The organism is Streptomyces sp. NPDC002809 (assembly GCF_040295435.1).
GTDB lineage: Bacteria > Actinomycetota > Actinomycetes > Streptomycetales > Streptomycetaceae > Streptomyces.
Genome location: NZ_JBEOVJ010000015.1, coordinates 20,566 through 41,819, shown reverse-complemented (window position 1 = coordinate 41,819; position 21,254 = coordinate 20,566). Strand labels below are relative to the sequence as shown.

Annotated in this window: 15 protein-coding genes and 2 pseudogenes; 6 read left to right on the top strand and 11 right to left on the bottom strand. The window is 70.4% G+C overall.

Annotation, left to right across the window (positions count from 1 at the left end; translation table 11 throughout):
• Positions 1-45: 45 nt before the first annotated feature.
• The 3 genes from ABT025_RS12465 to ABT025_RS12455 all read right to left on the bottom strand — a co-directional run bounded on the left by ABT025_RS12465 (position 46) and on the right by ABT025_RS12455 (position 2,027).
• Complete coding sequence (locus ABT025_RS12465) at positions 46-852, bottom strand: SAM-dependent methyltransferase (protein ID WP_350992890.1); 807 nt, start codon at positions 850-852, stop codon at positions 46-48.
• A gap of 78 nt (positions 853-930) precedes the next feature.
• Positions 931-1,167, bottom strand: coding sequence for a DUF397 domain-containing protein (locus ABT025_RS12460; protein WP_350992886.1), 237 nt, complete (start codon positions 1,165-1,167; stop codon positions 931-933).
• Complete coding sequence (locus ABT025_RS12455; protein ID WP_350992884.1) at positions 1,167-2,027, bottom strand: Sco1979 family transcriptional regulator; 861 nt, start codon at positions 2,025-2,027, stop codon at positions 1,167-1,169. Before ABT025_RS12455 ends, ABT025_RS12460 begins: the two co-directional genes overlap by 1 nt.
• Before the next feature lie 205 nt (positions 2,028-2,232).
• Between ABT025_RS12455 and ABT025_RS12450 the strand changes: the two genes are divergently transcribed.
• Both ABT025_RS12450 and ABT025_RS12445 read left to right on the top strand, forming a co-directional pair.
• Positions 2,233-2,691 carry an ATP-binding protein gene (locus ABT025_RS12450; protein WP_350992882.1) on the top strand — a complete coding sequence of 153 codons (459 nt, stop codon included), beginning with the start codon at positions 2,233-2,235 and terminating at the stop codon, positions 2,689-2,691.
• Entirely contained in the window at positions 2,685-3,128 is a 444-nt protein-coding gene (locus tag ABT025_RS12445) for a hypothetical protein (RefSeq protein WP_350992880.1), read from the top strand. Before ABT025_RS12450 ends, ABT025_RS12445 begins: the two co-directional genes overlap by 7 nt.
• A gap of 66 nt (positions 3,129-3,194) precedes the next feature.
• On the opposite strand, the gene ABT025_RS12440 is transcribed toward ABT025_RS12445, so the two are convergent.
• From ABT025_RS12440 to ABT025_RS12420, 5 genes are read right to left on the bottom strand one after another with little or no spacing between them, the layout of a single operon-like run.
• Complete coding sequence (locus tag ABT025_RS12440; RefSeq protein ID WP_350992878.1) at positions 3,195-5,894, bottom strand: carbohydrate-binding protein; 2,700 nt, start codon at positions 5,892-5,894, stop codon at positions 3,195-3,197.
• A complete protein-coding gene (locus tag ABT025_RS12435) occupies positions 5,891-7,660 on the bottom strand; it encodes a DUF2264 domain-containing protein (RefSeq protein WP_350992876.1) in 1,770 nt (589 codons plus the stop codon). The genes ABT025_RS12440 and ABT025_RS12435 overlap by 4 nt, the downstream gene beginning before the upstream one ends.
• A gap of 4 nt (positions 7,661-7,664) precedes the next feature.
• On the bottom strand, positions 7,665-8,531 hold the full coding sequence (locus tag ABT025_RS12430) for a carbohydrate ABC transporter permease (protein ID WP_350992874.1): 867 nt from the start codon (positions 8,529-8,531) through the stop codon (positions 7,665-7,667).
• A gap of 26 nt (positions 8,532-8,557) precedes the next feature.
• Complete coding sequence (locus ABT025_RS12425) at positions 8,558-9,499, bottom strand: carbohydrate ABC transporter permease (RefSeq protein WP_350992872.1); 942 nt, start codon at positions 9,497-9,499, stop codon at positions 8,558-8,560.
• 8 nt (positions 9,500-9,507) lie between these two features.
• On the bottom strand, positions 9,508-10,812 hold the full coding sequence (locus ABT025_RS12420; RefSeq protein WP_350992870.1) for an ABC transporter substrate-binding protein: 1,305 nt from the start codon (positions 10,810-10,812) through the stop codon (positions 9,508-9,510).
• 82 nt (positions 10,813-10,894) lie between these two features.
• Between ABT025_RS12420 and ABT025_RS12415 the strand changes: the two genes are divergently transcribed.
• The 3 genes from ABT025_RS12415 (at position 10,895) to ABT025_RS12405 (ending at position 16,822) form a co-directional block, all read left to right on the top strand.
• Positions 10,895-11,956, top strand: coding sequence for a LacI family DNA-binding transcriptional regulator (locus tag ABT025_RS12415; RefSeq protein ID WP_350992868.1), 1,062 nt, complete (start codon positions 10,895-10,897; stop codon positions 11,954-11,956).
• Positions 11,957-12,059: 103 nt separating this feature from the next.
• Positions 12,060-13,088 (top strand): hydroxyacid dehydrogenase, encoded by a 1,029-nt coding sequence (locus ABT025_RS12410; RefSeq protein WP_350992867.1) that lies wholly within the window; start codon positions 12,060-12,062, stop codon positions 13,086-13,088.
• A gap of 125 nt (positions 13,089-13,213) precedes the next feature.
• Positions 13,214-16,822, top strand: coding sequence for a DUF4132 domain-containing protein (locus tag ABT025_RS12405; protein ID WP_350992865.1), 3,609 nt, complete (start codon positions 13,214-13,216; stop codon positions 16,820-16,822).
• Between the two features lie 516 nt (positions 16,823-17,338).
• Here ABT025_RS12405 and ABT025_RS12400 read toward each other — a convergent pair.
• Together ABT025_RS12400 and ABT025_RS12395 are read right to left on the bottom strand one after the other, a co-directional pair.
• Entirely contained in the window at positions 17,339-19,300 is a 1,962-nt protein-coding gene (locus ABT025_RS12400) for a YncE family protein (protein ID WP_350992863.1), read from the bottom strand.
• A gap of 381 nt (positions 19,301-19,681) precedes the next feature.
• Positions 19,682-20,287 (bottom strand): SGNH/GDSL hydrolase family protein, encoded by a 606-nt coding sequence (locus tag ABT025_RS12395; protein ID WP_350992861.1) that lies wholly within the window; start codon positions 20,285-20,287, stop codon positions 19,682-19,684.
• Between the two features lie 77 nt (positions 20,288-20,364).
• On the opposite strand from ABT025_RS12395, the pseudogene ABT025_RS12390 reads away from it, so the two are divergent.
• Positions 20,365-20,739 (top strand): annotated as a pseudogene (locus tag ABT025_RS12390) (hypothetical protein); the annotation flags it as partial.
• 219 nt (positions 20,740-20,958) lie between these two features.
• Here the strand turns inward: ABT025_RS12390 and ABT025_RS12385 are convergent.
• A pseudogene (locus ABT025_RS12385) lies at positions 20,959-21,254 on the bottom strand (hypothetical protein); the annotation flags it as partial.

Genomic DNA, 21,254 nt, shown 5'->3' with positions numbered 1-21,254 from the left:
AGGCCGGATCGCGAGGCGATGTCCTCACCACGCCCCTGGTCACCCTCAGGCCTTGCGGGCCACGCCCGCGTACCCCGGGATCGGCTCGTCGCCCGGGACGTCGACGGCTTCGCCGAGCTCCGGGTGCCAGTCGGCGGAGAGCGAGACGCCGGGGTCGACGAGTTCGAGGCCGTGGAAGAAGGCGGTGAGTTCGGCGCGGCTGCGCGGGCGCAGGGTCATGCCGCGGGCCTTGTACATGGCGGAGGCCTTGGCCGCACCCTCCGGGTCGAAGTCGCCGGTGGTCTGAGAGAGGACGAGGTAGCTGCCGGGGGCGAGCTGGTCGACCAGGCGGTCCACGAGTTCGGCGGCGCCGTCCTCGTCGTCCAGGAAGTGCAGCAGCGCCAGCAGGGACAGGGCGATCGGCTTGTCGAAGTCGAGGACCTTGCCGGCCGCTTCCAGGATGGCCTCGGGCCTGCGGGCGTCGGCCTGGATGTACTCGGTGGCACCTTCCGGGGTGGAGCGCAGCAGAGCCGCCGCGTGGGCGAGGACGATCGGGTCGTTGTCGCAGTAGACGACGCGCGCCTCCGGCGCTGTCCGCTGGGCGATCTGGTGGAGGTTGGGTTCGGTCGGAATCCCGGCGCCGATGTCGAGGAACTGCCGGATGCCGTTCTCCGCGAGCCAGCGGGTGGCGCGGTGCATGAACGCCCGGTTGACCCGTGCCATGTCACGGCCCCGCGCATCCACGGCCAGCAGTTGCCGGGCCATCTGCTCGTCGACCGGATAGTTGTCCTTGCCGCCCAGGAACCAGTCGTACATCCGCGCGGGATGCGGTTTGCTGGTGTCGATCTCGGCGAGGGGCTCGTGCCCGGTCATAGCGCGCTCCTTGGATCCGTGTCGGCGAACAGAGAACGAATGCGTTGCGCGGCGACCGGGAACCGTCCGCGCGGTGGGTCAGGTCAGAAGGAAGTCTGCCTGACCGGCCTTGGCGCCCTGGATGAAAGCGGCGATCTCGCGGTGGGAGTAGATGAGGGCCGGCCCGTCGGGGTCCGCGGACTGACGCATGGCAATTCTTCCGTCGGAGAGCTTCATCGCCTCGACGCAGTTGCCGCCGTTGCCACCGCTCCACGGCTTGTACCAGCCCTCGGAGCCGAGATCGGTGGCCGGCATGCCGTTGTATATGGGTGTCATCACAGCTCCTTGCGGAAGTCCCGGAGGATTTCCTTCGTGCGTTGTGCAGTCGCGGCCTGGGCCGCCATGCGGTCCATGACCTCGAGGTAGGAGGCCACCTCGGGGCGCGCGTCGAAGTAGACGGCCCCGGTCAGGTATTCGCTGTAGACCATGTCGGGAAGTTCGGGGACGGCGAACCGGAAGAGGACGAACGGCCCGTAGGTGCCCGGGTGATGGCCGGTCGAGAACTCGGCGATCTGCAGGGTCACGTTGGGCATCTCGGTGGCTTCCAGCAGCCGGTCCGTCTGGGCGCGCATGGCGTCGGTGCTGCCCACGGGGCGGCGCAGCACCGTCTCGTCCATGACCACCCACAGCCGCGGGGCGTCCGGCCGGGTCAGCAGGGACTGCCGTTCCATCCGCAACGCCACGTGGCGTTCGATGTCCTCGGGCCTGGTCTGGCCGACGGCTCCGGTGCGCATCACCGAGCGGGCGTAGTCCTCTGTCTGCAGCAGTCCGGGGACGAAGTGCGGCTCGTACATGCGCAGGAGGCTCGCGGCGCCCTCCAGGCTGACGTACATGCTGAACCAGTCGGGCAGCACGTCGTGGAACCGCTGCCACCAGCCCGGCTTGTTGGCCTCCTCGGTGAGGTCGACGAAGGCGTCGGCCTCCTCCTCGGAGATCCCGTAGGCCTTCAGGAGCGACTGCACATAGGGGACCTTGAGAGCGACCTCGGCGGTCTCCATCCTGCGTATCGTCGCCGGGGCGACGCGGAGCACCTTGGCTGCCTGGTCCCGGCTCAGGCCGACACGCTCCCGCAGATCCTGCAGACGCTTGCCGAGAACGACCTGACCCACGGTCGGGGCGGACCGCGGTTCGCTCACTTCAGACCTCCCCATGCGCTGTTTGCCAAGAGTGTGCCATGGGCGTGCCACCAAGAACACTGCCACTCTGAATTTTTCAGAGTGCCCCTTGCCAAGTGTTCACGACAGGGGGAGAGTTGGTGAGTGAACCAGTTCACTCGTCATGCCCGCCCTTCCGCAGGAAGATCGCGAAGCGTGACACAGCCCCCACTGTGAGGATTCGGTCGTGGCACCTGGCAGTGCGCTCATCCCCCGGCTCATGGACCTCAGCCCCGGGACGGAAGCGCTCCGATACTGCTTCGCGCTGCCCGCGCACCCCGAGTCGGTCGCCGGTGCCCGGCGGCTGGCGCGGGCACGGCTGGACACATGGCGGCTGGACGACGACGCCCACGACGCCGCGATCCTCATCGTGTCCGAACTGGTCACCAACGCGGTGGTGCACACCGCCAGCGCGCGCGTCGTGGTCGAGCTGCGCCGTCTGGAGACCCGACTGCGCATAGCCGTACAGGACCAGGGGCACCAGCCGGGCGGACCCCGGTTGGGCGCCGGCGCCGACGACGAGCACGGACGCGGCCTGCTGCTCGTCGACGCGATGTGCAGCGCCTGGGGGTCCCGCGATTCCGGGGACGGCTCGGGCCGCATCGTCTGGGCGGAACTGCCGCACGGCTCGGAGCACTCATGCTGAAGAACGCCATGTCCCATCTGCTCGGAGCCCGGCGCTCCCGCGAACCCGGCTGTGTCCCCGGCGGTGGCATGGTGCAACTGCCGCTGCCGGCGGCCCTGTCGGCGAGCCTGGGCTGCGACGCGGTGGGGGTACCCGCGCGGTACGGGTTCCGGCTGATGTCCCATCTGCCGCGTACGGGCTGCGTCTTCGCGGACGCCGACCGCTGGTGGTGGATCGTCCCGTCCGGCTCCGACCTCGATCTGGACTGGCCCGCGCAGGCCGCCTACGCGAGAGGGGCGCACGTCCCCGCGGTGCGGCCCCGGCTGATCCACCAGCCCGACAGCCGTACGCCGTACACCCCGCCCATCCCGCTGTTCCTCATGGTCTGCCAGGTGACGGGTGTGACGCCCTCGTGGGCGCCCGCGGGCGGAGCGCGCGTCGTCTCCTCCGCTCCCTGAAACCGATTCCGTGTGTGCGAACGGGGGCCGGGGCGCCGGATGACGCCCCGGCCCCCGTTCGCGTACCTACTTGCGGAAGGTCAGCCAGTCGACTGCCGCCGTCTTCGCGCCACCGGCCGCGACGACGTACACGTCGTGCGCACCGGTGACGGTGTGCAGCAGCTTCGCCGACTGCTCCTGCCAGGTGTCCGCACCACCGGTGGCCCGCACCGGCAGCACCCCCACGATCCGGCCCTTCGGGCTGTCCAGGCGCACCTGGAGCACTCCGGTCGCACCCCGTCCCGGAGCGGCGACGCGGACGGTCAGCCGGTCCGCTCCCGCCCCGAACTGCACCTTGCGGAAGCCGATGCGGTCACCGGAGCGCAGGAGGCCCGTGGCCGCGTCGCCGCGGGTGACGCCCCTGACGTCGGTGGCCTGTTCGGCCTGGAGCGTGGTGGTGGCGTCGGGTCCGTCCGCGTACAGCCGGATCTCGTTCACCCCCCACTCGGTGTCGCCGGGTGCGGTGAGGGTGATCCGCAGATAGCGGACGGTGGCCGGTGGGAAGACGGCCTCCTGGGCGAAGGAGCGGCCGCTGACCTCGGCGACCGGTGCGCCCCACTTCTTGCCGTCGCCGCTGGTCGAGACGGTGAAGCCGGACGGGTGCCCGGTGGCGTCGAGGCCGGCGTCCAGGACGAGCCTGCCGACGGTCTTCGGTGCGCCGAGGTCCACGGTGAGCGACTGGCCCGGCGTCTGGACCGCGGCCGTCTTCCACTGGGTGGTCTGGACGCCGTCCACGGCCGCCGAGGCGTCGGTGCCGTCGGACGCGGCCGCGGCCGCGGTCCAGCCGTCGTTGCGGACGCGTGACACGCAGCCGTCCAGGTTGCAGCCGGCGGACCAGATCGCGTCGCCGTACTCGTAGGCGCCCTGGTCCGGCCCTGCGCCCCGTACGCCGGTCGTCACCCCGTCGACGGTCTCCCCCGCGTCGACAGCGGGTGAGTCGCCGCGCAGCCACAGTTCGCCGTTGCGGATGTCGGTGTAGCCCGGTTCGGTGGGCGGCAGCAGGTTGCTGCGGACGACGGGGCCGGGGTCACCGGGTCCGGAGATCTCCGTCTTGGTCATCCCGACGATGTTGCTGACGTAGGTCCCGGTGGCGTCGGTGGCACCGCTGAGCCGGACCGAGGCGCCGGTGATGCCCTGCCCGTACGAGGAGTTGTGGTCGCGGTTGCCGAGGCTGACGCCGCTGTGGCCGTTGAAGAAGGTGCCCCGGGTGCCGGTGTTGTACGCGACGTTGTGGTGGAGCAGGAAGTTGCCGGAGGAGTTGTCGATGTAGTAGCCGACCTGCCCGTCGTGGTCGTGGACGACGTTGTGGTCGACGCTGGTGCCGGTGGCGTCCAGGTTGCAGCAGACGTAGAACGGGCTGCCGTCGCGGGAGGTCCGCATCGCCTCGGACAGGTCGTTGTAGGCGATCGTGTTGTTGTGGAACGGCACGCCGTTGAGCTGCCACGACACGTCGATGCTGCCCCGGCCGGTGCGGCGGACGGTGTTGTGGGTGACGGTGTGGTCACTGCCGTTGATCTCGATGCCGGGGGTGTAGCTGCCCATCCAGCCGACGTCGTGGATGTAGGTGTTGGTGACCGTGTTGCCGCTGCCGCGCACGAGGACGCCGGTGCCGGCGGAGTAGCCGATCTCGCTGTCGCGCAGGGTGTTGCCGGTGCCGAGGAGCTGGATGCCCGAGTCCAGGATCCGGGCGACGACGATGTGCCCCTCGCCCGGTTCGATGGCGAGTTCGTCGTCTGCGGGCATCGGGAGCGTCGAGTACTCGGAGACGTACCGGGCGTTCAGGTCCTCGACGAGGACTCCGGTGCTGTCGTTCCCGGTGCGCAGCGAGGTGCCCCACAGATCGAGGCCCCGGACGGTGACGTACGAGCTGTGGCTGAGGTCGACACCCCAGGCTCGGTGCTTGGCGGTGACGGTGTGGCCGTTCATGCCGCCCTTCGGCGGGACGAGGTAGAGCGTCCCGCCGGCCTTGTCGTAGTACCACTCGCCCGGCTGGTCGAGGGCGGCCCTGGCGCCGACGAGGTAGTAGTTGCGGAAGGCCTTGTCGCCCATGCAGAGCGGGTCGCAGCGGTAGTTGCCGCCCTTGAAGTCGAGGGCGCCCGCGGTGGTGGAGGTGACCGTTCCGGTCTGCTGGCTCCAGGGGTTGGAACCGGCCCACAGGTGGACGGTGGCGCCGGTGAAGTCACCGGCCGGCAGATCGGGGTCGTCGATGTGCTGGTCGGTGGAGGTCTTCTCGGCGACGGCCCAGGTCGGGTTGAGCGGGTCGGTGCCGGAGTTGGGCCAGCGGCCCTCCATGGCGCGCTCGCCGTCGAGGAAGAGGGCGTTCTCGCTCGCGTCGAGCGGGAGGCCGGTCCTGACGGCGACGAGGCCGTCGCCGGCGTCCTTCCAGCCGGAGAGGGTCTCGGTGCCGTCGACCGTGACCGTGCCGTCGCCGTACGCGGCGAACGTGATCGGCGCGTCCTCGCGGCCGGCGGGCGGAGTGATCTGCTCGCGGTAGGTGCCCCGGTGGATCAGGCAGCTGTCGCCGGGGCCCACGAGCTCGGCGCAGCGCGAGATCGTGCGCAGCGGGTGCTGCGCGCTGCCGCCCGACCGGTCGGATCCCCAGGTCGCGACCTCGTACGTCCGGCCGCGGTCGGCGGCGGTGGCCGCCGACGGCAGGGCGAGTGGGAGTGCGATCAGTGCGGCAGCCGCGGCGGCCACCAGGGATGTCGGGCTGAGAGCCGGTCTCATGTACAGCCTCCGGTGTTCGGTGGTGCGGGTGGGCGTTTCCATGCTGTCTCGCCGTCCGGCCCCGGCGGGGCGCCGAGGACGGCGCACCTCAGCCAGTGCTCGCCGGGCGGGAGTTCGCCGGTGAGCATGGGCAGCGCGGTGCGGCGGGCGAGCACATTGGTGCCGGGCAGGCAGTCGACGTTTCTCCCCGTGCGGCGGCCGTCGGTGTCGATCAGGCCGGAGAGTCCGGAGGCGCCGGTGACGCGGGCCCGGGCGGGTCCTGCCCGGCGAGTGGGTCCGGGCGGGGGTGCGGCGTCGCGGTCGACGGCGAACGCCCCCTCCGCGGTCCACAGCGGCCGCGCGGTGCGGACGCGGTGGACCCGCACGTGCCAGGGCGGGGCGGCGGTGAGCCAGGTGGTGATCTCGACGTCGGGCCAGGGGTGCCAGGTGGAGCGCACTGTGTCGTCGGTGACCTGGTGATCGCCCGGCTCCTCGCGCACCCGGTAGTGGGTGCCGCCGTCGTCGCTGAGAGCCAGCATCGAGTCGTACGCCCCCTGCTCCAGGCCGACGGGTCCGGCGGGCAGGCTGAAGCCGAAGCGCGAGGAGTAGGCGAACTTGGCGTACTTCTCCGCCGCGTGCCGGACCCAGGCGTGGTGCTGGCGGCCGGCGAGGAGGGTGACGTCGCCGGCGGAGCGCATCAGGACGGCGCCCGCGTGCGGCTGGGGCGAGATCGCGGGCAGGGCGGGGGCGCGGCGTTCGGCGGCGGTCCAGAAGCGGTGGCCGGCCGGCAGGGCGAGCGGCAGGAAGGTCTTCAGGGCCCAGTACGGGGAGCCCGGGGCGTTGTACTGCTCGGCGAGCGCGGGCTGCGGGTAGGCGTAGCCGACAGAGAGGAGTCCGCCGGGTGCGGCGTCGGGTCGCTGCTGCCACCAGCGCAGATGGCGCATCAGGTGCCCCTTGACGACACCCCACGGGAGGGCTTCGACGCCGGCGTACGGGAGGGCGGACCAGAACGCCGCCTGGGCGAAGCGGTAGGTGAGGGAGCGGCCGTAGGGGACGGCGGCCCCGTCGTCGGCGAACCAGTGCTGGAAGTCCTGGGCGAACAGCGCGGCCCGCATCCGGAAGCGGACGGCCCGTTCGGGGTCGCGGTGCCCGGCGAGCTGGGCGTACAGCAGTCCGTAGAAGTGCATCGCCCACGGCACGTAGTAGTCGCGGCGTTCGGTGGGGCCGTCGGAGTACCAGCCGTCGCCGCAGGCGAAGGTCTCCAGCCGGTCCAGGCAGGTGCTGACGCGTTCGCGGTCGTACGGGACGCCTACGCGGTCGAGGCCGAGTCCGATCAGGACCGGGAAGAACAGCCAGTTGTTGTCGGTGACCGCGCAGGACATGCCGGAGATCAGCCAGTGGGCGACCCGTTCGCGTTCCGGTCCGCTCAGGGGCTCCCAGAGGCGGTCGGGGGCGAGCGCGAGGGCGAAGCCGATGGCGGCCATCTCCACGATGCGCTGGTTGTGCGGTCCGGGCGGGCCCCAGTACTCGGGGTGGCCCGGGTCGGTGCCGGCCGCCAGACCGCGTACCCAGTGGTCCCAGTGCGCGAACGACCCGCCGCCCGCGGCGAGCGGGGCGAGGCCCCACAGGGGGCGGGCGAACGCCTCCAGTTCGGCGGCCGGGTCGTCGTGGATGGCGGTGTTGACGCCCAGGCGCAGCCGGGCGCGGCCGGGGCTGAAGTGCGGCAGGAGGGGCTCGGTGAGGGCCCGGACGTACTCCTGCAGTCGGGCGCGGCTTTCGTCGGTCATGTGGTCAGCCCTTCTCCGCGCCGGCGAGCAGTCCCGTGCGCAGGAAGCGCTGGGCGAACAGGAAGGCGACGAGGGTGGGGACGCAGGCGACGAGTCCGGCGAGGGCGGCCTCGGGCTGGTGGATGTCGAGGTCGCTGAAGCCGCTGGAGGCGTTGACGGCTCCGGTCGACTGGAGCAGGGACATCAGACCGAGCTGGAGGGTGAACGTGCGGTCGTCGGCGAGCATCACGAACGGCAGGAAGAAGTCGGTCCAGGTCCGGGTGAAGGAGAAGAACGCGATCAGGCCGATGGCGGGCTTGGCCAGCGGGATGCCGATCGACCAGAACAGCCGCAGCTCCCCCGCCCCGTCGACCCGTCCGGCGTCCAGCAGGCTGTCCGGGAGGTTGGCGGCGAAGTGCAGATAGGCGAGGTAGACGCCGAACGGGTAGAAGGAGAGCGGCAGGATCACCGAGGCGGGGGTGCCCGTGAGGCCGAAGGCGTTCATCTCCAGGTACAGCGGGAGGACGAGCGCCGCCGGCGGCAGGATCATGCAGACGATGGAGAGAGTCAGCAGCAGCTTGCGTCCGCCGAAGTCGTGCTTGGCCAGGACGTATCCGGCGGGAACGCAGAGCACCAGGGACAGGGCGACGCTGGCCGCGGTGTAGAAGACGGAGTTGCCGATCCACAGCGTGATCTGGCCGTCGTTGTAGCTCATGAGGTGGTCCCAGGCGCTGCCCACGTTGCCCAGGGAGCCGAAGCCGAGCGAGGACCCGGTGGTGAGGTCGTCGGCGGTACGGGTCGGGGCGAGGACCAGCCACAGGAGCGGGAGTCCGAAGAAGACGGCGGCGCCGAGGAGGAACAGCAGCCGTGCGGAGCGGGATACGGCGTTCATCGGGCTCGGACGCCTCTCACGTGTGATCACCGGTGGTCCGTTTCGTACATGCGGGTGCGGCTGATGACGATCCAGGCGGCCAGCAGACCGACCGCGAGCATGGCCAGGGAGAGGGCGGCTGCCTTGCCGAAGTCCCCTTCCTGGGTCGCGTAGTTGTACGCGAGCTGGTTGACCGACCAGGTGGGGCTGATCTGTCCGGGGGCGCCGGTGGTCAGCACGGTCGGTTCGACGAAGACCTGGCTGCCGGCGGCGAAGCTGGAGATGAGGACGAAGGCGACGTAGCTGCGGACCATGGGCAGCTTGATGTGCCAGGTGGTGCGCCAGGTGGAGGCACCGTCGACCTGGGCGGCCTCCATGACGTCCTTGGGAAGGGCGTTCAGCGCCCCGTACAGGACGATGATCCAGCCGCCCGCGTGGACCGCGACACCCATGACGGTGAGGACGGCGATCAGGTTCTGCCCGGAGAGGGCGTCGGTGGCGCTGGTGATGTCGAACAGGTCGAGGACCGGGCTGAACGGGCTGGCGTCGGGGCTGACCATGAACAGCCACAGCAGCGCGGCGGCCGATCCGGTGACCGCGCCCGGCAGGTAGTAGACGAACTGCATCGTCGAGGAGAACCTGCCCGGCTTCACGTGCAGGGTCAGCGCGAGCGACAGCACCAGCAGGACGAGGACCGGCAGCCACAGCAGGAGGTACATCCCCACGTGCGCCGCGGAGTCGACGAGCCGGTAGTCCTCGAAGACGCCGGTCCAGTTCCGGAGTCCGGCGAAAGCGCCGTCGTGCGTGAACGACGTCCAGAGCGCGTAGCCGGCGGGCGCGACACCGAAGAGGACGAGGAAGAGCGTGTAGGGGCCGATCAGTCCCCAGGCGGCGAGCGACCGTGCCCGCTTCATGGGGCTGCGCGGCTGCGGGGCGGTGCTCGCGGGGGTGGTCGCGGCGGCCGGGGGCCGCCTGCTGGTGAGCGTCACGGGGCGGCTCATTCGACGGTGTAGTTGCTGGTCTTCGCGGCCTGCTTCAGCCGCTCCTGCCAGCTGCCGAGGGAGTCCTTCAGCGACTTCCCGTCACCTGCGGCGGCACCGAAGGTGTCGTTGAAGCTGCTCTGCCACTCGGCCTCGTAGCGGACGGCTCCGAAGCCGGGGCGGAGGTTGGCGGCGGCCTCGGTGAGCACCGGCACGGGGTTCGTGGCGTAGTAGGTGTCCTTCGCCTTCGCCTTGCCCCATTCGGTGGCGGCGGCGGTGAAGGCGGGGTACGTGGGCTGCTTGGCCTGGAGAGGTACGTCGGTGGTCAGCCAGGTCACCAGGTCGGTGGCTGCCTTCGCCCGCTTGCCCGCGTGCTTCGACACGACGAACGCTCCGCCGCCCACCTGACCGGCCGCGGACTTAGGCTCGCCCTTCCAGACGGGCATCTGCGCGGCCGCGATCCGGCCGTCGGGCACCTTGAAGGACGGCTTGAACATGAAGTCGCCGAACCAGGCCGGGCCGGGCAGCATCAGGATCTTGTCGTCGGCGCCGAGCTTCGCGAAGGACGGTTCGGTCGGCACCACGTTGGTGACGGCCTTCTTCTCGGTGAGCGGCTGGAGGACGTCGGCGACCCGGGTGCAGGTGTCGTCGGCCGTGTCGATGCGGACCTTGGTCAGACTGAGGGTGTCGCGGGTCGGGCAGCCGCTGGAGCCGAAGTAGAGCCCGGCACCGTACTTGCCGGCGACGGAGCCCACGATGGTGCCGGGGTGCTCGGCCGCCGCCTTCAGGCCGACCTTCCGGTACTCCTCCCAGGTGGTGGGCACCTCGTAGCCGTACTTCTTCATCAGCTCGGCGTCGTACCAGAGGATGCCGGGCGCGATGTCGTTGCGCAGGCAGTACGTCTTGCCGTCGAAGGTGCAGGTGTCCAGCGCGCCGGGCGCGAAGCCCGCCAGGGTCTCCTTCGGGACGGCGGCGTCGAGCGGGGCCGCGTAGTCGAAGGGATCGGCGGCCAGAGTGGCGGTCTCGGACGGGTTGGCGAGGAAGACCACGTCCGGCCAGCCGCGCTTGGTGCGGTTGGCGAGGGAGATCTTGGTGGGCACATATCCCGCATCCGGCGGAATCGTCACCACACGGATCTTCTGGTCCGGGTGCTCCTTGGCATACTCCTTGGCAGCAGCGGTCCGGGTGTTGTCGACCCAGACGAGCAGCTCGTCGCTGTCTCCGCCCGAGCCGCCGCTGCCCGAGCCGCAGGCGGTGAGCAGCAGCGCGCCGCACACCGAAAGCGCCGCACGCGTCCTTGCGCCGGTACCCCATCGGTTCATCGAAGACCACCTCTGTGCCTGAAAATGAAGTTGCGATAGTTTTCGCAACAACGGATCGATCGAAACGTAGGAGAAACATCGGATGACGTCAACGGCTGGGGACGATTCGACACGGAGTACTTTGGCGGAGATTGCCGGAGAGGCCGGAGTTTCGGTCTCCACCGTGTCCAAGGTTCTGCATGACAGATCCGATGTGTCATCGAAGACCAGGGCAAAGGTGCAGCGACTCCTGGAGCAGCACGGCTACCTCGCCCGGAACAGTCCGCCTACCTCCCAACTCCGGGGCGGGCTCATCGAGTTCGTCATCAACGAGCTCGACAGCCCCTGGGCCGTCGAGCTCATCCGGGGCGCCGAGGAGGCCCTGCACGGGGTCGGGATGGGCATGGTGGTGTCGGCGACCCACGGCCGCACGAAGCTCGCCCGGCAGTGGCTGGACTCGCTGGCAACCCGCCCGACCCGGGGCGCGATCCTCGTGGTGCCGGAACTGACCGCCGCGCAGCACGAGGAGCTGCGCCGGCTCGCGATCCCGTTCGCCCTGGTCGCCCCGATAGAGGAGCCGGCCCCGGGAGTGCCATGGGTGGGCGCCACCAACTGGCCCGGCGGTTTCGCCGCCACCCGGCATCTGATCGAACTGGGCCACCGGCGCGTCGCGATCATCAGCGGACCGGCCCGCCGGCTGACCTCGCGGGCCCGGGTGGGCGGCTACCGTTCGGCCCTGGAGGAGGCGGGCCTGCCCTTCGACGAGGAGCTGGTGCGGTACGGCGACTTCACGCACGGCCTGGCCCACCAGCACGCCCTCGACCTGCTGCGACTCCCGGACCGGCCGACCGCGATCTTCGCCGGGAGCGACCACCAGGCACTGGGGACCTACCGGGCCGCGGCCTCGCTGGGCCTGCGGGTCCCGGAGGACGTCAGCGTGGTCGGCTTCGACGACCTGCCGTTCGCGGACTGGGTGACCCCGCGGCTGACGACGGTCCGCACCCCGCTCGCCGAGATGACCGCGCTGGCCGCGCGGATGGTCCTGCAACTGATCGCCGGGGAACAGCCGGAGACGACCAGGGTCGAGGTGGCGACGGAACTGGTCGTGCGGGAGAGCACGTGTCCGCCGGCCACGGGGGGAGGCGGCGCGGGGACCGGAGCGTAGCCTGCCCAGCGGGCTTGCATTTTCGCAGATTTTCGAAATAGTCGCCTCATCCACCGGTGATCATGTGGTGATCAGCCGGCCTCCTGCCGATCGGAGCACCCCCGTGGCGCATGCCCGCCCCCCTGCGCTTCTCGCCCTCGACCCGCGCCACGCACCGGAACTCTTCCCTCCGGAGGTGCTGGCCCGGCTGGCCCGGCTCGTCGGCATCGATGCCGGGCGCCCGCTGATCGCCGAGCGGTTCGACGATCCCGCGAACACGGCCGTACGTGACGCGCTCGCCCGCGCCGAGGTACTGATCACGGGCTGGGGCTGTCCGCCGATCGGCACGTCCGTGCTTGCCGCCGCACCGCGGCTGCGGGCCGTCGTGCACTCCGCCGGGAGCGTCAAGTCGCTGGTGACGGAGGCCTGCTGGGAACGGGGCGTCGCCGTCTCGTCCGGCGCGGACACCAATGGAGTACCCGTCGCCGAATTCACCCTGGCGGCCGTCCTGTTCGCCGGGAAGGGGGTGTTCGCCGCCCGGGAGCGGATGCGGGCGGCGAACGGAGCGCTCTCCCCCTACGACCTCCCCCACGGGATCGGCAACTTCCGTCGCCGGGTCGGCATCATCGGTGCGTCCCGGATCGGCCGGCGGGTGATCGAACTGCTGCGGCCGTTCGATCTGGACGTGTGGCTCAGCGATCCGTACGTCGACGAAGCCGCCGCGCGCGCCCTCGGGGTACGCCTCGCCGGACTCGACGAGCTGCTCGCCGGATGCGAGGTGGTCAGCCTGCACGCCCCGTCGATTCCCGAGACCCACCACCTGCTCGACCGGGGCCGTCTCGCGCTGCTGCCCGACGGGGCGGTGCTCATCAACACCGCCCGAGGGGCGCTGGTCGACACGGCGGCGCTGACGGACGAGGTGGCGAGCGGCCGGATCACCGCTGTGCTCGACGTCACCGATCCGGAACCGCTGCCGCCCGACGCACTGTTGCTGGAACTGCCGGGCGCCTTTCTGACCCCGCACCTGGCGGGCTCGCTGGGCAATGAGCTCCAACGGCTGGGGAGTGCGGCGGTGGACGAGGTGGAACGCCTGGTCACCGGGGTGCCGTTCGCCCGCCCCGTGCACAGGGAAGACCTGGCACGCAGCGGTTGACCCGCCCTTCCCTCCGTCGCGGACCCTGGTCACGCTGCGTTGTCAGTGGTCGGTTCTAGTGTGGAACCACTGATCGAGAAGCCCGTGGCAGTACGGGTCGAACGGGTGTGAAGGGGGGCGGACCTGTGCGTCGCTTGGAGTACGTCGAGGGCAGTGCGTCGAAGTTCTGGGAGACCCGGGCGGACGGCGCCGTGGTGACCGTGCGGTACGGGCGCTGCGGAAGCGAGGGACGTACACAGACTAAGGAGTACGGATCCGCGCAGGCGGCGGACGCGCAGGTGGCGAAGTCGATCGCGGAGAAGGAACGCAAGGGGTACCGGGAGGTGGGGGCGTCCGCCTCGGTGCCGTCGGCGGTGGGCCCGGGCGCGCCCTCCGGTCCGGGGGCGGGCCAGGCGGGTGACGGGGACCAGGAGCCCGCACTGCCCGACGAGGACACCTTCGTACTGCCGGTCGGCTGGCAGCGTTCACTTCACCCCCGCCGGGGCGGAGTGGTGCGCGCGCCCGGCCGGGCACGGAAGAAGGAGCTGGACGCCGTCGACGGCCGGACGGCCGAGGAAAGGGCGTGGATCCAGGAGTTCCTGGACGCGCCGGGCAGCGATGCGGAGCTCGTGGACCATGTGCGGGTGCACCTCGCCGGCAGTCGTTCGCCGACGGGGGCGGCCGCGGTGGCCTCGATCGTCGGACTCGCCTCGCCGCATGCCGGTTCCTGGGCCGACAGCTGGGTGCGGCTGGGCGGACTGCCGTTCGCCGCACGGGCCACGGTGGAGCTGTTCCTGACCGAGGCCCACTGGATGCAGAGAGGCGCCAGGCGCTACGACCCCTGGCTGGAGGCGCGCACCCGGGCCCCCCAGGCCTACTGGACGCGGTCGTGCCGTCCGGCCGCCGACCGGGTGCGCTCGCTGCTCGCCGCGGCGGACGAGGAGACCTACCGGGCCACGGTCGAGGCGCTGGCCCGGTGCCGCACCGACGCCTACCGAAGGATCATCACGGCCTATCTGGCACCGAGCGAGACCGACTGGGTCGCCGGACTCTGCACGGATCCCGAAGTCACCACGGAACAGGACGACGCGATCCTCTCCCTGGCCTTCTGCGCTCTCGACTCCGCGGAACAGGCACGGGCGTTCACGCACAGGCCCGTCATCAGTCACAGCACCGCCCTGATCGCGACCGTGGCCGAGGGTATCGGCGCCGCCGCCGTCCCGCTGCTGGGCGAGGACCTGCGGGGCCACTACTCCTATGCGGACCTCGTGAAGCAGGTCGCCAACGCCCTCGTGGAGTTCCCGACGGACGAGGCGTTCCTCCTGCTGCTCGGCCACTCGGACGCCAAGCACGTCCGTCCCGCCCTCATGGAGGCGATGCGCCGCTATCCGGTCCGGGGGCTGCGACTGCTCGCCGCGGAGGTCCGCGACCACGGCGCTGCGGCGTCGGCCATCTCACGCCAGTTGCTGACGGGGCACATCGCCGCCCACCGGTCTCTCGTGGAACGGGTGCGGCCGACGCTGGACAGCGACCTGGCGGAGATCATCGAACCGCTCCTCAACCCGGCGAACCGGATCGCCGACGCACCTGCCGCCGCCCTGCCCGCCGTGCTGACGTCCCCACCATGGGCCCGGCAGCGGAGCACGCCGAAGCCCACGGTCGTGACCGGCCTGACGGCTGTCGGCGAGCCCGCGGTGGAGTGGCTGCCCGGCGAACGGGAGCAGTGGGCCGCCTCCACCAGCTGGTACACCCGCCGCAACGGTGACGGCGACTGGGAGAAGGACATCGCCGCGCTGCGCTACCCCCTCGACGCGCCGGACCTGCAACCGGCGTGGGTCTATGTCCACGGCCCCGAGGAGCTGGTCACGCCACTGCTCGCCACCTGGGATCCGACGGATCTCTGGGACGCCTCGGACACCCTCAAGCCGATTCCCGCCCGCTTCGGACTCACAGCACTCCCGCTGCTGCTGCGCGTCGTGCCCCGGCAGCCGAGTTCCCTCGCTTCGTTGTTGCTTCCCTTCGTGGACGAGTCGGTCGCCCGGCACATGGCCGACTGGTCGGTACGGCTCAAGTCGACTGCGGCCAGCACCCGTTCCTGGTTCGAGCGGCACGGTGTCCGGGCCGCTCCGATGCTGGTGCCCGACGCAGTCGGCAAGGCCGGCCGGGCCCGACGCGCCGCCGAGCAGGCCCTGGTCCAGATCGCCGCGCTGCACGGCGATGCCGTGGTCCGCGGTGCCGCCGAGGCATACGGCGCGCGGGTGGCGGACGCGGTGTCCGAGCTGCTGACGGCCGATCCGCTGGAGCGGGCGCTGCCCGCCGTCATGCCGACGGTGCCGGGGTGGGCGGATCCGGCGCTGTTGCCGCAGATCACCGTCACCTCGGGCGGCGCCCTGCCGCCGGAGGCCGTGCGCCATGTACTGACCATGCTCGCGATGTCCGGACCCGGTGAGCCGTATCCGGGTCTCGGTGATGTCACTCGGACAGCGGATGCCGCCTCCCTGGCCGAGTTCGCCTGGGCGCTCTTCGAGCAGTGGCGGCTCGCCTCTCTGCCCGCCAAGGAGTCGTGGGCGCTGTACGCCCTGGGCCTGCTGGGTGACGACGGGACGGTGCGCCGGCTGACACCGGTGATCCGGTCCTGGCCCGGCGAGGGCGCCCACCACCGCGCGGTCGAGGGTCTGGACGTGCTGGCGGCGATCGGCAGCGATGTCGCACTCCTGCATCTGCACGGCATCTCCCAGCGGGTGAAGTTCAAGGCCCTGAAGGTCCGGGCGGCGGAGAAGATCGCCGAGGTGGCCGCGGGTCTCGGGCTCACCGGGGAACAGCTCTCCGACCGGCTGGTGCCCGACTTCGGCCTGGACACGGATGGTTCCACGGTCTTCGACTACGGGACCCGGACGTTCACGGTGGGCTTCGACGAGCAGTTGCGGCCGTACGTCCAGGACAGCGACGGCAAACGCCGCAAGGACCTGCCGAAGCCGGGCGCGCGGGACGACGCGGAATCGGCTCCGGCCGAGCACAAGCGGTTCATGGCCCTGAAGAAGGATGTGCGGACGGTCGCGTCCGACGAGGTGCGGCGCCTGGAGGCCGCGATGGTGGCGGGCCGGTCCTGGAGTGCGCGGGAGTTCGGCGAGCTGTTCGTCGGCCATCCGCTGCTGTGGCACCTGGTACGGCGCCTCGTATGGCTGAGCGAGGAGGACGGGGAAACCAGCGCGTTCCGGGTTGCGGAGGACCGTACGTTCGCCGATGCCGAGGACGAGCCCTTCGTTCTCTCCGGGGAGGCGACCGTGCGTCTGGCCCATCCACTGCACCTGGGCGAGGAGTTGACCACCTGGTCGGAGCTGTTCGCGAACCACGAGATCCTGCAGCCCTTCCCCCAGCTGGGGCGTGCCGTATTCACACTGACCGAGGAGGAGGCGGACAACAACCGCCTGACCCGCTTCGAGAGCCTAAAGGTACCGACGGGCAAGGTCCTCGGTCTGGAGCGCCGCGGCTGGGAACGCGGGGTGCCGCAGGACGCGGGGGTGGAGCGCTGGATCTCCAAGCGGCTCGGCGACGACTGCTATCTGGTCATCGCGCTGGACACGGGCATCGCGGTCGGCGTCGTCGACATGTTCCCCGACCAGACCCTGGAGACAGTCTGGCTCGACACGCAGCCCGGCGACTACTGGCCGAGCCGCAGCCATCAGCTGCGCTTCGGCGGGCTGGACGCGGTGACCGTGTCCGAGCTCCTCGCCGACCTGGCCGGACTCGCCTGAGAGCTGCCCATAGGGCCTGGCGGATCAGCGTGCGGCGTCGGATGCGGTGCACCGGAAGGCGGAGGGACGCCCGAATCCTGGATGTATTCGGGCGTCCCGGCAACGGATCGTTTGGATCAGCGGTCGTAGAAGCAGGTATGCCGCTGGCTGACGTGCAGAGGGTTTGCATCGCACGGTCCTGGTTCAGGGCGCGTTGTCGGCACTGATCCACACGAGAGGCCCCGCGTCCGGGTGGGGGCGGGACAACTTTCGAGGCCCGCGCCCGAACAGTCAACTACGTCCGGACGGCCGCGCTTTGCCCGGCATCCCGGACGGGAACGGCTGACTGCGGTCAACCCGGCGGCCGTGTCGGGCATGCGGGCCGCTCGCCGAGTTGACCGCGGCCGGCGAGAGGTCACGCAGTCTGAACACCCGCTGCTCCGGAGGCGGAGAGCGTGAGGGGGACAGCAGTGGGGCGCGTCCCCGGGTGGGAAACGCGCCCCTGACGTCACGGTCTCGAAGGACGTCGGCCGTGCATCAGCTGGTGAATATGAAGTACGTCCAGCTCCCGTGCGTCGTCGAGTTGACGGTGTCTCCGGATGCGGAGTTGACGTACGAGGAGCGCACGCGGGCGCGGATGCCGGACTTGCCAGAGTGGCCCAGGTTGACGACCGACTTTCCGTTGGTGCCGAGCTTGAAGTACTCGGTGGCCCCGTAGTACCACTTGCCCTGGTAGTACACCTGGAGTTCGAGCCGCTGCTTGCGGCCCTTGTAGTAGCTCATCGTCGTCGTGGAGATGACGTTGGTGTTCCTGTGGAAGTAGCGGTACGTCGTGGAGCCGATCTTGCCGGTCTTGTAGTGCTTGGACAGCGCCGTCGAGACCTTCACCCGGGCGTACGCGGTGGACTTGACCGATTTCGGGGCGTAGCGGGCGTCGCCCTTGAATACGACGGTGACCGCGGTGTCCCGGGTCATGGCCAGGGTGACCGACAGGTTGCCTCTGGAGTTGACCGTGCCGGTCTTCACCCGCTTCTTCGGCTTGTCCGCCCCGAACGGGTCGGTCCAGATCTCGACCGTGCGGTTCTTGTACGTCGTGCCGAGGTGCGCCGTGAACGCGACCTTCTTGGCGTAGCCGTACACCTTGCCGTTGTTGTTCAGAGTCAGTGTGGGCGTGGCGCGGGAAACGCTGACGGTGTCCGAGGCGGTGGCCGAGGTGTGCGTGGCGTCACCGGCGTACCTCACCGTGTACGTGACCTTGCTGCCGGCCGGCGGGGTGTCCGTGAAGGAGAACTTGCCACCCGTGCCGAGCCGCTTGGTGCCGAGCGACTTTCCCTTCGGCGACTCCATGTCGGTGCGGGTGACGGCCAGTGGGGTCCCGGCGGGCAGCGCGAGGGCGGCGGTGAGCGAGCCCTTGACGGTGAGCGACTTCGCGCGGGTGGCGGTGGCGGGGGCATCGACCTTGAGCGTGCCGACGTACTTGCGGGGCTCGTCGATGGTGTGGAACTGGGTGAACTCGGAGGACCCGGTCAGCACGAACAGCTTACGGCCATCGGCCGACCAGTTCATGGAGTGTCCGAACCAGGGCATCCATTGGTGCGACAGGTTGCGGACGCTGGCGGGCTTGCCGCTGCCGCCGGCGAAGACGTACGTGTCGCCGAGGTCGTCGGTGTCGAGGACGGTCGCCGCGACCGTGCCGTCCGGAGCGACGCTGACCGTCTCCGGCTCGTCGGGGACGGGGTAGGTGCGGACCTGTTCCAGGTCGGAGAGCCGGTACTCGGTGAGCGCCCGCTTCCCGGGCCCCGCCACGACGACGTTCTGGCCGTCCGGCGTGATGGCCGCGTCCCTGTAGAAGCCTCCCTTCTCGGCGGACACGCGGATGACCGGGGTACCGGAGGAGGTGTCGTAGACGACGATCGGAGCGGAGCTGATGTGCGAGTCGAGGGCAAGCAGCGTGCCCGGGTTGGCGGGGCTCGCGTAGAGATCGGGCGGGCCTGAGAAGTCGTGTCCGGCCGCCAGGTCCAGCGTCACCGTGGGCGTCTCGGCCGTCAGGTCGACGGAGCCGAGCCCGGAGTCCCACTGGTCCCCGTATCCGAACCACAGCTTGCCGTCGGCATAGGCGAGCCGGGAGGGGATGGTCTTGTCGCCGGTCGGGTACTCGGCGGTCCGTGTGAGGGTCGCGGTGTCGATGGCGACGATCTTGTCGGCGCCGTAGACCGCCGCGTACAACGTGCCCGAGTCCGGGCTCAGTTCGAGGCCACGGACCTGGGGCAGGCCGGTGAGCGTGGCGACGGCCTTGCCGGTGTGGTCAGTGACGACGATCTTGTCATTGGACCGGTCGCTGAAGTACAGCCGCTGGTGGACGCCGTCGACGACCGTGTCGTCGGCGTCCGAGACCGCGATGGGCCTGGTGGTGTCGGCGGACGCCGGTGCGGTGGTGAGTACCGCCGAGCTGAAGAGGACCGCCAGTGCGGTGGCGGCCGGGAGAGTGCGTATACGCACGATGGTTCGAACCCCCGGAACGAGTGTGGGGCCACTACATGCAGCTAGCAGGTGACAGTCGATGTGTGCGACTTGTGCTGCACGTGTGACGGGTGAGCGAAGAATAGGTCATGCCACCGACAACATGCGCAGGGGCCCGCCCCAAGCGTCCGTGATCCGCTGGGCCGCACTCCGCGGGAGCGCAGCACTCTGGGGCGGGCGGTCGCACAGCCCCCGCGCCCGGGAGATCCGGATCCTGCGGCAGACGATCAGGCTGCTGCCGGGAAGGGGCACCCCGCGGATCCCCCTCACTGCGGACGCGGGCGCGTTCGCGGCGCTGGGCGCCCAGGACTTAGGAGTGCCGGGCGTTGCGGTCGCGCCGGCGCAGCCGACGGCGCAACTTCATTCCCTGGAAGGCGTGGTGGCAGTGGTGGGAGTTGGCGAGAGTGAGTTGCCGCAGCGATCCGGAGTGAGCCTCGAGCGGGAGACCTCGACTGCCGTCGGGTGCGGATCGCCGGAGCGCTCCTTGGCCGTGAGTTCCCCTGTGGCGCCGGGCGCCGCCGGACCGCTGACGGAGCCGTACCCCTGCCGAGGGGAGGGGAGTTGATCGGCGTAAGCCTCCCCCGCGTGGCCGCGAATCAGGAGCGCGTCCACGGCAAGCGCGGCAAGCCCGCCGTGGACGAGCGAACGCATGAAGCGGATCACATGCCCCCTGTATGAACTGGTCATACGTTCATGACCGATCGTGACGCACTTGCGGCAGGCGACGTAATGCCGGCGCTGCGCCGCCGGAGCGCCGGCACCGACCACGGCGAGCCAGGCGTAGGCGATCAGCCGGTGTCCGAGAGGGCTCGGGTGGACGCCGTCCGGGGCCGGCTCGGCCGCCGGCCGGTCCTGCGCCGCGCGGGGCAGGACGAGGTCGGCACGGACGATCTGGGCCCCGTGGGCCCGCAGGACGGCGTCGGTACGGGGCGACAGGTCTTCGAACCAGCGGTCGCGGGCACCCACAGGCCGGGCGTCCCGGACGCCGTGAGTTCGTCTCCGGCAAGCGCAGGCAGAACACCGTCAAGACCACCACGTTCAGCGACGGCCGGGGCCGCATGCTGCCGTCCGGCGTGGTCCGCCCAGGCCGGATGCACGACCAGACCGCCGTCCGCACCGGGGGTATCGCCGAGCAGTTCCGCAACCGGCCAGGCGTGAGAGCCAAGGTCGACTCCGGATACGCAGGGCCGGCCAAGGAGTTCCCCTGCCAGGTCAGCGCACCGCCGAAGAAGCCGAGGACGCGCATGCGACGGCGACAAGTACGCCTGGCGCGAGACGCGGCGGCGGCAGTCCTCGGCCCGGATCTGCGCGGAACACACCAACGCCGAGCTCCGCCAGTGGTCACCCCTGCGACGGTTCACCGGATGCCGCGACATCTACGCCGAAACGCACCTCGCGATCGCCTCCCTGGTCTCTGACCGATCCGCACAGCAGGTCACCCGCCCCGAGACGAGCACCGAGCTCGTCCTCGTCCGCGACGTGACCTGCTGATCACCCACCAGCCGAACCGCCGGGCCGGCACGCCCGGATCTCAATTTCGCCCGAGGCCGTAAGGGCTGCTGCCCACCGCACGTGGCGTTCCGGGGCGGCGCCGGACTGCCGGTGGAGCCGGAGGCCGAGTCCCGATGAACCCGGATCTATGAATGCGGGAGGACGAAGTTGAAACCTTGCGCGCTGTGGGAACCACCGCTCGGACAGACGCCGTCGGTCGGATAACCCCAGTAATACATCGCGAAGCACTTCTGGCAGAAACGCCAGTTGTTCTGCGCGGTCGAACTCGCGGACACATCGTGCGGGAGGACGAAGTTGAAGCCCTGCGCGCTGTGGGAACCACCGGCCGGACAGACGCCGTCGGTCGGATAACCCCAGTAATACATCGCGAAGCACTTCTGGCAGAAACGCCAGTTGTTCTGCGCGGTCGAACTCGCGGACA

What these genes read in the sequence shown, in the direction of transcription:
- ABT025_RS12435 (WP_350992876.1), bottom strand. Translation starts at nt 7,660, where the DNA reads ATGACCGACGAAAGCCGCGCCCGACTGCAGGAGTACGTCCGGGCCCTC.
- ABT025_RS12460 (WP_350992886.1), bottom strand. Translation starts at nt 1,167, where the DNA reads ATGACACCCATATACAACGGCATGCCGGCCACCGATCTCGGCTCCGAG.
- ABT025_RS12445 (WP_350992880.1), top strand. Translation starts at nt 2,685, where the DNA reads ATGCTGAAGAACGCCATGTCCCATCTGCTCGGAGCCCGGCGCTCCCGC.
- ABT025_RS12440 (WP_350992878.1), bottom strand. Translation starts at nt 5,894, where the DNA reads ATGAGACCGGCTCTCAGCCCGACATCCCTGGTGGCCGCCGCGGCTGCC.
- ABT025_RS12420 (WP_350992870.1), bottom strand. Translation starts at nt 10,812, where the DNA reads ATGAACCGATGGGGTACCGGCGCAAGGACGCGTGCGGCGCTTTCGGTG.
- ABT025_RS12415 (WP_350992868.1), top strand. Translation starts at nt 10,895, where the DNA reads ATGACGTCAACGGCTGGGGACGATTCGACACGGAGTACTTTGGCGGAG.
- ABT025_RS12465 (WP_350992890.1), bottom strand. Translation starts at nt 852, where the DNA reads ATGACCGGGCACGAGCCCCTCGCCGAGATCGACACCAGCAAACCGCAT.
- ABT025_RS12430 (WP_350992874.1), bottom strand. Translation starts at nt 8,531, where the DNA reads ATGAACGCCGTATCCCGCTCCGCACGGCTGCTGTTCCTCCTCGGCGCC.